Origin of the sequence: Paenibacillus sp. SAF-068 (genome assembly GCF_051967555.1) — a bacterium.
GTDB lineage: Bacteria > Bacillota > Bacilli > Paenibacillales > Paenibacillaceae > Paenibacillus.
Map to the genome: position 1 here is coordinate 820553 of NZ_JBQCJX010000002.1, position 12582 is coordinate 833134.

The following is a 12582-nucleotide window of genomic DNA, read 5'->3' on the forward strand; positions in this document are numbered from 1 at the left end:
GGAAATTGAATATGATCAACGTCACCATTTGGAATGAATTTGTCCATGAGAAAATTCACGATGAAGTAAGGGAAGTCTACCCGGATGGTCTGCATCGAGCGCTGGCTGACGGACTTGGCGGCGAAGGCTTTGCTATTCGTACAGCTACACTGGATCAGCCTGAACACGGATTAAGTGATGAAGTGCTGAATTCTACGGATGTGCTTATATGGTGGGGACATATGGCACATGATCGCGTAAGCGATGAGATCTCACAGAAGGTTGCGCAGCGAGTGCTGAACGGGATGGGAATGATTGTGCTCCATTCAGGTCACTTCTCCAAACCATTCAAAGCGCTGATGGGAACCAGTTGTGATCTGAAATGGCGTGTAGCTGACGAGCAGGAAATTGTATGGTGTGTGAACCCATCCCATCCAATTGCAGATGGTATTGAAGGCAAGATTGTATTGGAAAAAGAAGAAATGTACGGTGAATTCTTTGATATTCCAGTACCGGATGAACTGGTGTTTGTAAGCAACTTCCAGGGTGGAGAAGTATTCCGGAGCGGATGCACGTTCCGGCGTGGTGAAGGTAAAATCTTCTATTTCCGACCAGGTCATGAGACGTATCCGACCTATTACAAACCGCAAATATTGAGAGTAATCAGTAATGCAGTGAAATGGGCATATCCTGCCCGTAGCTTTAAGCCGGAATTTGGCAAGAGCGAACCTGTAAGACCATTTGGTGGCGTGCTGGTTTAATTCATAATTTGCTCTATTCCTGGAAAGTAATCAAAAAAGTCTGGGGATAACATAATCTATACCAAGGAACCCTTCTCCAAGTCGATGATGACTGTGGCAGTTGGGTTCTTTTTGGGTAAGATAGTCGTATGGGGAAGTTATACGATATTTCCCATGGTTGCTTGGCAGGTTGTAAGGTATACTTGGATGTAAGAAGTTATGCTTCTAAAATTTAAACTTTTTAGGGGCAGACGTTTTCTTTAATGCTTAAATATGTTATTATGAAATATACTAACAAAATGTAAGTTGAGTGATCTCTAAAGAGGTGATTAATGTGGAAGGTCAAGACTTGCGGATGTGTCCGCGTTTTGAGACGGCGTTTTCCTTTTTGGGCAAGCGCTGGAATGGTTTAATTATTCAAACGTTGATGAGTGGTTCGAAGCGATTCAAGGATATCTCCAATCTGATTCCATCCATGAGTGATAAGATGTTATCCGAACGGATGAAAGATCTGGAGAGTGAAGGTATTCTGGTTCGTCACGTCTATCCCGAGACGCCGGTTCGTATTGAATATGAATTGACGGATAAAGGTAGAGCGCTCCAGCCTGTCATGAATCAAATTCAAGACTGGGCTGAGAAGTGGGTTGACTGACGAATAAGCAATATTACTCACTTGCGTTGCATGAAAGGCATAGACTCCTGATTTCTGTGGAAATCAGGGGTTTTTGTCTTAAGTATAACGTGGATCGTCGTTTTTCTCTTGGGCTATGCACATGTTGTCATGAGTTGTAGTATAATCTATAGAAAATGGCCACAGACGGCCGGAGCGAAGGAGGCCCACTTGTCATGAGAGAAGAAAGCTTATCCCGCGAAGTACGCTACGGCAAGAAAGATATTGCAGAACTTGAGAGCGCATCCATTCAGGTCCATCTAATCTACAAAAAAGCTGCAGAGTTATTCAAGCACACAGCATATTCCCAATCGGTTAAGGACGATCTAGTCGAAGTGAATAGGCATTCTGTGAACAGCGATGGTCCGAGATTAGCTCCGGCGGTGCTGCAAAAATGGATTCAAACGTCCAGGGGCTGGAAGTGTATCGGATGTGAACTGAGCGAACCTGATTCAAGGATGTCGCAGATGGAAGAAACAATACAGGGTAAGCAGTTGATTCTGGATGTGGGTGTAGGGCGGTTGGCTCAGGCAGAAATGCTGATTCAGGCGGTTGTCTGGTCCCAATATGAGAAGATTCGAATGTTTGCACCATGGCTTGGTGATGAACCCTTTTATAGTGTGCAGGAACTGGATGTCATTGCCCGTTATATTGTTCCTACCTATTTCTCGGAACGGCCTTTGCATGAGCAAGGGAAGGTATTCAAGGTACATCAACAATATGGGCAGATTCCGTTGTATCAGGAGTATGTAGACGCACCTTCATGTTGTGTGCAGGTAGACGGTGGATTGCTTGAAGGGCGATTGCTTACAGGTGTATATGTATCTGAGGAGCAGTTCTTCGGGCTTAATCCCTATCTGAAAGATGGCGATGGAGGACGGACATACATGCAGGCTTGTGTCCAATAAAGCATAACCATGGAGATCTGATCATTGCTTAATATAGGAGAGCCTGGATGCAGGCTCTCTTTCTTGTACAAGCCCGATTTGGAGGGGCATACAAAAAGTAACGGCTTTGACACTTTTTTTTGTTGAAGGTTGTGCCATAATAGAGGTTATGGACAACAGGGTGAATGATTTTACGCAGGGTGGTGTTACCTACATGATGAAGAAAATCCCCGGTTACATAGGTGTATGTTTGCTCCTACTGGCGATCCTGGCTGGTTGCAGTGAGACACAGCCTTCTGAGCAGCCAATTGTCAAAGAGACAGAAACAGCGAATACGATTACAGTGGCTGTCGATGGCAGTACGTTTTTGCCTGATGCAACAAAGTCCATTAAGCGAGATTTTAGTGAGGGTTTGACACTCAAAAAAGCATTACTTAATAGCGGACTGGTTGATTTTACGGCAGATGGCAAACGGATTCAATCCGTTGGTGAAGTGTCTCTGGATTCTTCGCTTAGCTGGGCTGTCAAATTAAATGGCAAGGATATTGAACAGGAAAATTGGAACATGGAGCTTCATGCCAAAGATGAAGTGATCATTTACGTGAAAGCCGCTGACAGTGGGGGAGATGGCGTTGCCTATCAGACAACGTTACTCAAGGTGAGCGGTGGAAACATTATGCCAACCCTGAATCGTCAATATGCCGGAGTCTATGTTCAAGAGTGCACCGTTCGCGATGTGTTGAAGTCCAGCGGGATTGTAAGAATGTCGGAGAATAACAAATTCGTCGTTTCGGTGGAGAATGTCACACCTCGCATGAATGAGCGGTGGGTTATTATGGTGAATGACAAGGAATTAATGGAAAATGGTTTGGACATGAAATTGAATCCACGTGATGCGGTAAAGCTTGAATTGACCAATGCATCCTAAGTATACGAAGAAGCCCAATCTCTATTCAGAGAACTGGGCTTTTTTTCAATATAATATATAAGCAACATTCGATTAGCATAGTCAAATATTAAATACGACAGATCTCGTTCGGGCAAAGTTCACAATGACAGATCCCTTGCAGCATCTTCAGATCTTTGATGACGATCATGCCATTGTCATATTCAATCGCATCTTTCTTGCGCAGATCGCTTAACATGCGGTTTACACTTTCACGGGTAGCTCCGATCATATTGGACAGGTCCGTGTGTGTAATTTTTTTGTGAATAATGACATGCTCTCCATGAGGCTCACCATACGAATTCGACAACCGAATGAGGGTGGAGCAAAGCGCACCTGGTTTGCCATATAACATGAGATCCCGGAACTTCGTCTGTGTCAGCCGGTGGTGGATGCCCATCCATTTCATAAAGTCGATCGCGAAGTCACAATGCTGGCAGATTAGCATCTCCAGGTCCTTATGCTCCAGTACACCGATCTCACTGTCCTCCAGCACTTCCGCTGAGAAGGTATGTTTAGAGCCAAAGAAGGGATCAGCCTGCCCAATCATATCACCGGATTGATACATGTACATGATCAGTTCCTTGCCTTCATCCGTGGATTTGGTGATCTGGGCACGGCCCCGTTTCATATAATAAAGTTTGTCAGAGACGTCTCCTTCCCAGTACAGATGTGTACCTTCCGGATAAGTTCTATCTTTCATGGTAACCAGCAGATGGTTGAAATTCGCTTCCGAGAAACAGTTGGTATTGCCGCGCTTTTCCAGTACAGTCGTTAGTTCCATCATAAGTCTATCTCCCCTTTGTGTCCATCGGATGGACTTCTGTAGCTTACAGTAGCCTCCGAGGTTTGCCGCAAACCGTTGCCGTCCTGATCAGGGTCATCTCGGCCGGGAGGAAGGACGGTACAAATTGCGGTGGTTCAATTTTTAAGTTCAGTATATACCTAATCTTACCGTTTGAGGGGGAAGGAAAGGGGGCAAAAATGACGAAATTTCAAACATTGTGATTAAATTCACTTTTATTGGAGAGCATGATTTTTATAGCCCTATATTTTATATAGGAAGGAAAAATGATTGGATGCAGGACACTACAAAACTTAAATTAAATTTGCTATACTTTGTGAAAAAAATCACATAATTAAATTTATTGACATGTTACGATGTGAATGTAAAGAAGAGAGACAAACCAATACGAACCTTTAGGAGGATGAGGGAGATGGCTGTAAAGAACGAGGTCGCCCCAGCAAAAGAACCGACAGCAGGTCAGTATATTCAAACGTTAATCGACAAAGCGAATAAAGCACACGCCGCATTCATGAAGATGGATCAGATGCAGATTGACCGGATTGTGCAAGCGATGGCGCTTGCGGGTCTGGATAAACACATGATGCTCGCCAAGATGGCCGTAGAAGAAACAGGCCGCGGAGTATATGAGGATAAAATCACTAAAAATATATTTGCAACAGAATATGTGTACCACAGCATCAAGTATGACAAAACCGTAGGTGTGATTGAAGATAACGAGTATGAGAGCTTCCAGAAAATTGCGGAGCCGGTTGGTATTATTATGGGGATTACACCCGTCACGAATCCAACATCAACGACGATGTTTAAAGCACTGATCTCCATCAAGACGCGTAACCCGATTATCTTTGGTTTCCACCCATCTGCACAGAATTGTAGCCGGGAAGCTGCCAAAATCCTGCGTGATGCAGCGGTGAAGCATGGTGCCCCAGAGGATTGTATCCAGTGGATTGATGATCCTTCCATGGATCGTACGAACGAACTGATGAATCACAATGATGTGGCTCTCATTCTGGCAACAGGCGGATCAGGCATGGTACGTGCAGCGTATAGCTGCGGTAAACCTGCACTGGGCGTAGGGCCGGGTAACGTACCTTGCTTTATTGAGAAAAGCGCAGATATCAATCAGGCAGTGACGGATTTGATCCTGTCGAAGTCCTTCGACAACGGCATGATCTGTGCTTCCGAGCAAGCAGTCATCATTGAAGAGCCGATCTTTGATCAAGTGAAGAAAAAAATGATTGCAAATGGCTGTTACTTTGTTAACAAGGATGAAGCAGCAAAATTGACAGCAGGAGCAATTAATGCCGAGAAATGTGCTGTAAATCCTGCGATTGTTGGTCAATCTGCCGTAAGCATTGCGAAGTTGTGCGGTATTGAAGTTCCGGCAGGTACCAAAATTCTCGTGGCCGAGATTGAAGGGGTAGGTACGAAATTTCCATTGTCGGCTGAGAAATTAAGTCCGGTACTGGCTTGTTACAAAGTCAAAACGGCAGCAGAGGGTATTGAACGTGCAGCAGAAGTGGTTGCTTTTGGCGGCATGGGTCACTCCTCGGTTATCCACTCCACAAATGAAGAAGTGATTGGCAAATTCGCAGATCGTCTGCAAACTGGACGGATTATTGTGAATTCACCATCTACACACGGTGCCATCGGGGATATCTACAACACGAACATGCCGTCATTGACACTGGGATGCGGATCATACGGACGTAACTCGACTTCTTCCAACGTAACCGCTGTGAACTTAATCAATGTGAAAAGGGTGGCTCGCCGTACCGTGAATATGCAATGGTTCAAAGTGCCGAATAAAGTCTACTTCGAAAAAGGGGCAACGCAGTATCTTGCCAAAATGCCTGACATCACACGTGTTGCCATTATCACGGATGCCATGATGGTGAAACTGGGATATGTGGAAAAGGTAGAACACTACCTGCGTCAACGCCAAATGCCAGTAGCAATCGAAGTATTCTCCGATGTAGAGCCAGATCCGTCCACAACAACGGTAGATCGCGGAACCGAAATGATGCGCCGCTTCCAGCCAGACTGCATTATCGCACTCGGCGGTGGATCACCAATGGATGCTGCGAAAGCCATGTGGTTGTTCTATGAATATCCGGATACGGACTTCAACGATCTGAAGCAGAAATTCATGGATATCCGCAAACGGATCTACAAATATCCGCGTCTCGGCGTAAAAGCGAAATTCGTAGCGATTCCAACGACATCCGGTACAGGTTCTGAAGTGACATCGTTCGCGGTTATCACAGATAAAAATCAAGGTAATACCAAGTATCCATTGGCTGACTATGAGCTGACACCGGACGTAGCAATTGTTGATCCGGAGTTCGTGTACTCCCTGCCTAGAACGGCTGTTGCAGATACAGGTATGGACGTACTGACGCATGCGATTGAAGCTTATGTGTCTGTCATGGCGAATGATTACACGGATGGACTTGCGATCAAAGCAATTCAACTGGTATTCCAATACCTGGAGCAATCGGCACTGCAAGGAGATAAATTGGCTCGTGAGAAAATGCATAATGCTTCCACCATTGCCGGTATGGCGTTTGCCAATGCATTCCTGGGCATTAACCACAGCTTGGCGCATAAATGGGGCGGTCAGTATCACACCGCGCACGGACGCACCAATGCAATCCTGATGCCGCACGTCATTCGTTACAACGCGAAAAAACCGACCAAATTTGCATCGTTCCCGAAATATTCGCACTTTGTAGCGGATGAGCGGTATGCCGAGATTGCACGGATTCTGGGATTGCCTGCACGTACGACAGAAGAAGGCGTAACGAGTCTCATCAATGCCATTCGCAAACTGAACAAAACATTGGGGATTGAAGAATCGTTCCAGGAAATTGGGTTTGATGCCAAAGACTTCGAAGCACATGTGGATTATCTGGCAGACCGTGCCTTCGAGGACCAATGTACAACCGCCAATCCGAAGTTGCCGTTGGTCACTGAACTGGCTGATGTATACCGCAACGCTTTCTACGGAAAGTTTGAATAATGATTTAGAACGAAGAGAGTGCCTTGCGGCCAAGAAGATCAGGGTTCCCCGAGAGGGGAGCCCCGATTGCCGTCCTTCACACCCTAACGAAGAGGGCAGAAAAAAAGAGAAGCGAAGCATCTGTTTTTCAGAGTTTATTCTAAGATTTGGTTTGTTGCTCCGAGCATAGAGGAGCAAAGGGGTTCTTAAAGAGGTTACACGGAATCCGTGATGTGATCGTTTGAGCCAGATGTTCACACAATAACGGAGGGGAGAGAAAAACGGAGAAGGCGAAGCGTCCATTTTTCGGGAAACGATTTGAAGATTTGTCTGCTCCAAGTACAGCAGAGCGATGGTTCCCAAAGGAGGCAGGACGGAATCCGGGATGCGGCCGTTTGAACAAGAATGAGAGAGTTCACACGAGAACGGAGGGGAGAGAAAAAAACTGAAGAAGCGAAGCGTTCGCCTTTATCCCCGGATTTTCACTTTTGAAAAAGTGAATCAAAAAAATCCGGGGATAACAGCGATCGGAAGGTTATTCTCTCCACGGAGTGACCAAGTGTGAATTACCAGATGTGTTCAATGGGACACAGCGCAGGTGGAGTGAGTTAGTTCACTGACTTTGTGACATAAATCACAGATGATGAAAGCACCAAGACGTATACTGAAAATGTAAGAAAAACATTCATTCCGCGGTTCCGGTTCCCAAGTAGAGAGAACATGTTCCGGTTTATGTGAAACAATTCACATTAATCGCGGCTCTGGGCACACAATGCTACGAATGAGGCAAGATGTTATGTGTCCAGAAATCCAAATTAGTGGAGGGATTAAGATGTCGGTGATTGAAAAAGATGTCAAACAACAAACAGGCTGGAGAAACTTTACCAAAGGAACATGGACCAAATCCGTAGATGTGAATGATTTTCTGGCACACAACTTGTCTCCGTATTACGGTGATGAAGCATTTCTCGCAGATGCAACCCAGAATACCAAAGAATTGTGGGAGATTGTATCTGATCTGACCAAAAAAGAACGGGATAACGGCGGTGTCCTTGACGTTGATGTGAACACACCAGCGACTATTGTTTCTCACCAACCAGGTTATCTGGATCAATCCAAAGAGCAGATTGTCGGCGTTCAGACCGATGCTCCATTCAAACGTTCCATTCAACCAACAGGCGGAATCCGGATGATGATTGATGCATGTGAAGCATACGGCTTCGAATTGCCTCAAGGTGTCATTGATATATTTACAAACATTCGCAAAACACATAACCAGGGTGTATTCGATGCTTATACTTCCGACATGCGTGCAGCGCGTAAAGCAGGGATTATTACAGGTCTGCCAGATGCGTACGGCCGTGGCCGGATCATCGGTGACTATCGTCGTGTAGCTTTGTACGGGGTAGACTTCCTGATCCGTAACAAAAAAGGGGAATTGAACGCACTCGAAGTTGATGTCATCGATGAAGATGTCATTCGTTTGCGGGAAGAATTGTCTGAGCAGATTCGTGCATTGCAGGAATTGAAGCAATTGGGCGAAATGCATGGGTTCGATATTTCCTTGCCAGCGACAACAGCAAAAGAAGCATTCCAATGGTTGTACTTCGGTTATCTCGCTGCCATCAAAGAGCAGAACGGTGCTGCGATGTCCCTGGGACGTGTATCTTCCTTCCTGGATATCTACATTGAGCGTGACCTGCAAGAAGGCATCTTGTCCGAAGAACAGGCTCAGGAACTCGTTGACCATTTCGTAATGAAACTGCGGATTGTCAAATTCCTGCGTACACCGGATTACAACGAATTGTTCAGTGGAGATCCAACATGGGTGACGGAGTCCATTGGCGGTATGTCTGTGAATGGTGAAACACGCGTAACCAAAAACAGCTTCCGTTTCCTGCATACCCTGCACAACCTGGGACCTGCACCAGAGCCAAACCTGACTGTACTATGGTCCACGAAGCTTCCAGAAACTTTCAAAGATTATTGCAGTAAAGTATCCATCGAAACCAGTTCAATCCAGTATGAAAATGATGATCTGATGCGTCCGATCTACGGAGACGATTATGGTATTGCTTGTTGTGTATCAGCGATGAAGATCGGTAAACAAATGCAATTCTTCGGCGCTCGTGCCAACCTGGCCAAAGCTCTCCTGTATGCGATCAACGGTGGTCGTGACGAGAAATCCGGAGCACAGGTCGGACCTGAGTATCCTGCCATCACAAGTGAAGTGCTGGATTACAATGAGGTCATGAAACGCTTCAAACCAATGATGGAGTGGCTCGCAAAGCTGTACATGAACACCCTTAACGTCATTCACTACATGCACGACAAATACAGCTATGAGCGTATCGAAATGGCGTTGCATGACCGTGACATTGTACGTACGATGGCTTGTGGTATCGCAGGTCTCTCGGTTACAGCAGATTCACTGAGTGCAATCAAATATGCCAAAGTAAAACCAATTCGTAACGAGCAAGGCATCGCTGTTGATTTTGAAATCGAAGGAGACTTCCCTTGTTACGGTAATAATGAAGACAGTGTAGACAGCATTGCTGTTGAACTGGTTGAGAACTTCATGGGCATGATTCGCAAGCACAAAGCATACCGTAACGCAATACCAACACAATCCGTTCTTACGATCACTTCCAACGTGGTATATGGTAAGAAAACAGGGACTACACCGGATGGTCGTAAAGCAGGTGAACCATTTGCTCCAGGTGCGAACCCAATGCATGGTCGTGACAAAAAAGGCGCATTGGCATCCCTGGGCTCTGTAGCCAAATTGCCTTATGAACACAGTCTTGACGGTATTTCGAATACCTTCTCCATCGTGCCAAAAGCCTTGGGTAAAGAGGAGACTACACGTAAATCCAATCTGACTGCGATGATGGATGGTTACTTCGGTCAACACGCTCATCACCTGAACGTTAACGTATTTGATCGTCAGCAACTGATTGATGCGATGGATCATCCGGAAAACTATCCGCAACTGACTGTACGGGTATCCGGCTATGCGGTCAACTTCATTAAACTGACTCGTGAACAACAGTTGGATGTCATCAACCGTACGTTCCATGGCTCGATGTAAGTAATTTGCAAGTGCAAGTAGAAGACCGCTAGAGTAAGGCATTCCATATCATATCAAACGCACAGCGGATGCGGATACAGAAAGGAAGAGGCAACATGGTTAACGGACATATTCATTCACTCGAAACTTTCGGGACGGTTGACGGCCCAGGCATCCGCTTCGTGCTTTTTATGCAAGGATGTCTACTCAAGTGTCAGTACTGCCACAACCCTGATACATGGGCGCTGGATGGTGGAAAAGAAATGACGCTAGAGGAGGTATTGGCTGAAATTGAGCCATATCTGACCTACTACCGCAGTTCTGGAGGCGGACTCACGATATCTGGCGGAGAACCAACGCTGCAGGCTCACTTCGTAGCTGAAATCTTCAAAGAGGTGAAACGCCGCTGGGGATTGCATACCACACTGGACAGCAACGGATTTAACGAACCGGAACGAATTCATGATCTGTTGGATCACACGGACCTGGTTCTGCTGGATCTCAAGCATATTGATGACGAGAAACATATCAAGCTGACAGGAAAATCCAACGAGAGAACGTTGAAAACGGCCAAGTGGTTATCGGAGCAAGGTCGGAAAATGTGGATACGTCACGTGTATGTGCCTGGCATTCATAACGAGGAAGAGGATCTGCTTAACCTCGGACGGTTTATTGGAACATTAAATGGCGTCGAAAAGTTCGAAATTCTTCCATACCATCAGATGGGGATCTACAAATGGGAAGCGCTCGGCAAAGTATATCCACTGGATGGCGTTCCTTCGCCAAGTGAAGAAGAAGTGGAGCGGGCATATCGCCTGATCGAACAAGGTCGCCAGGAAACGGCTGGCGTGACTTCTCCCGGTAAGTAATCTACCTTTATATATCAACCAAGCAGTCCTTGCGAACCTACTTCGCAGGGGCTGTTTTTTTGGTTTCTCAACATGAGCCAAGGGCGATTATTGGTTCAGTGAAGGATTTTATCCCTCCATTGATGAATTGTCATCCTTACGATGTAAGCTCCGGCTTTTTATAATCAGAGTGTAAAGCCAAATGCTCAATATCTTGAGGAGGGTCAACCAGATGAAAAAAGGAATGACATTACTGCTTTCATTATTGCTTATCACTTCATGGACTTTGGCGGGATGCGCAAGCTCAAGTAACGAGCCACAGCAGGGCGCAGGCAATACACCTGTGGAGGAGACAAGTAAGGAGCCGGTTGAGATGCTTCTTCGCCACACGCAGGTGGGGGCTGATAAACAGAAAAGACTGGCTATCCTGCAGGATGTTGTGGACAAAGTTGAAGGCGAGATACCCAATCTGACCTTTACGCTGGATGGTGTCGAATCCGATGTGAATCGCAAGGAGAAGCTACGGGGAGAGATGGCGGCAGGCAACCCGCCGGATATATTTGAACTGTTCGGTAGCCCGGATTCCAAAGTGTATGCCAAGGAAGGTATGCTGCTTGATCTGACGCCGATTCTGCAAGAGTTGGGTATTCAGGACCAGTTTACATCCCTTGAGCCGTTTACGTATGAAGGTAAAGTATACGGACTGCCGATTGGCGGTTCGGGTGAAGGTTTCTTCTATAATAAAGCGTATTTCGAACAAAAAGGATGGAAAGCCCCAACCACCATGGCCGAGTTGGATAATATATTGGCCGAGATCAAAGCTGATGGCAAAGTCCCGCTTGCTTCTGCATCCAAGGCAGGCTGGGTTCCACTTATGTTAACCAACCACTTGTGGTCCCGCTATGCCGGGCCTGAGATTACTGCAAAGTTTGCAACAGGTGAAGCGAAGTGGACCGACCCGGGTGTTGTGCAAGGTTTTGCCAAACACAAGGAATGGGTTGACAAAGGGTATTTCAAAAAAGGTGAACTGGGCTTCGAGTACGCCGAATATACCACGCAATTTACAAGCGGCGAAGCGGTGTTAATGTATGACGGAACATGGAAATCATCTGTATTCAAGGAAGGTCAGAGCGGTGAATCGCTCATTGGCAAGGTTGGATTCTTCAACATGCCTCCGGTAGAGAACGGCGCAGGTGATCAGACGTCTTTGATGCGGGATGTAAACAATGGATACGGATTCTCGGCAGCAGTGGCGGACGACCCGCAGAAGCTGGAAGCCGTAAAGGCTTTTATCAAAAATTTCTACAATGAAGATATGCAGATCCGCGGTCTTGTGGAAGATGGTGTGTTGCCTGCCATGAAGCTGGACGAGAAAGTGCTGACCGATAGCATTACCGATGATCTGATGAAAGAAATTGTGGCCGTACTTAATGCGTCCAAGACGTCTTTCCCGGCATTTGATGCACTCGTTCAGGCCGATGTGACGACAGAAATCAGTAATCTGCAAATCCAGAAGTTGATTGGTGGACAGACCACGCCAGAGAAAATGGCAGAAGAGCTGCAAAAGGTGCAGGAGGAAGCAAACGCATCAGTGGAATAAATCCAATCCAAGTTGAAACTGCGACCGTTGAAG

9 protein-coding genes are annotated in these 12582 nt (G+C 46.2%); 8 read left to right on the forward strand and 1 reads right to left on the reverse strand.

Annotation, left to right across the window (positions count from 1 at the left end):
* The first annotated feature begins 11 nt into the window (after window positions 1-11).
* From ACTHPG_RS17520 to ACTHPG_RS17535, 4 genes are all read left to right on the forward strand, one after another.
* A complete protein-coding gene (locus ACTHPG_RS17520; RefSeq protein ID WP_440390768.1) occupies window positions 12-740 on the forward strand; it encodes a ThuA domain-containing protein in 729 nt (242 codons plus the stop codon).
* Window positions 741-1074: 334 nt separating this feature from the next.
* On the forward strand, window positions 1075-1371 hold the full coding sequence (locus ACTHPG_RS17525) for a winged helix-turn-helix transcriptional regulator (protein ID WP_076333333.1): 297 nt from the start codon (window positions 1075-1077) through the stop codon (window positions 1369-1371).
* Between the two features lie 194 nt (window positions 1372-1565).
* Window positions 1566-2297: a hypothetical protein gene (locus tag ACTHPG_RS17530; RefSeq protein ID WP_440390769.1), complete on the forward strand. Its 732-nt coding sequence runs from the start codon at window positions 1566-1568 to the stop codon at window positions 2295-2297.
* A gap of 193 nt (window positions 2298-2490) precedes the next feature.
* On the forward strand, window positions 2491-3204 hold the full coding sequence (locus tag ACTHPG_RS17535) for a hypothetical protein (protein ID WP_440390770.1): 714 nt from the start codon (window positions 2491-2493) through the stop codon (window positions 3202-3204).
* 88 nt (window positions 3205-3292) lie between these two features.
* On the opposite strand, the gene ACTHPG_RS17540 is transcribed toward ACTHPG_RS17535, so the two are convergent.
* Window positions 3293-4009 carry a Crp/Fnr family transcriptional regulator gene (locus ACTHPG_RS17540; RefSeq protein ID WP_440390771.1) on the reverse strand — a complete coding sequence of 239 codons (717 nt, stop codon included), beginning with the start codon at window positions 4007-4009 and terminating at the stop codon, window positions 3293-3295.
* 430 nt (window positions 4010-4439) lie between these two features.
* On the opposite strand from ACTHPG_RS17540, the gene adhE reads away from it, so the two are divergent.
* The 4 genes from adhE (at window position 4440) to ACTHPG_RS17560 (ending at window position 12549) form a co-directional block, all read left to right on the forward strand.
* On the forward strand, window positions 4440-7052 hold the full coding sequence (adhE, locus tag ACTHPG_RS17545) for a bifunctional acetaldehyde-CoA/alcohol dehydrogenase (RefSeq protein WP_440390772.1): 2613 nt from the start codon (window positions 4440-4442) through the stop codon (window positions 7050-7052).
* Window positions 7053-7863: 811 nt separating this feature from the next.
* The gene (gene pflB, locus ACTHPG_RS17550; protein ID WP_440390773.1) at window positions 7864-10122 is read left to right on the forward strand and encodes a formate C-acetyltransferase; all 2259 of its coding nucleotides are present in this window, start codon (window positions 7864-7866) and stop codon (window positions 10120-10122) included.
* Between the two features lie 95 nt (window positions 10123-10217).
* Entirely contained in the window at window positions 10218-10970 is a 753-nt protein-coding gene (gene pflA / locus ACTHPG_RS17555; RefSeq protein ID WP_440390774.1) for a pyruvate formate-lyase-activating protein, read from the forward strand.
* Between the two features lie 211 nt (window positions 10971-11181).
* A complete protein-coding gene (locus ACTHPG_RS17560) occupies window positions 11182-12549 on the forward strand; it encodes an ABC transporter substrate-binding protein (protein ID WP_440390775.1) in 1368 nt (455 codons plus the stop codon).
* Window positions 12550-12582: the final 33 nt, after the last annotated feature.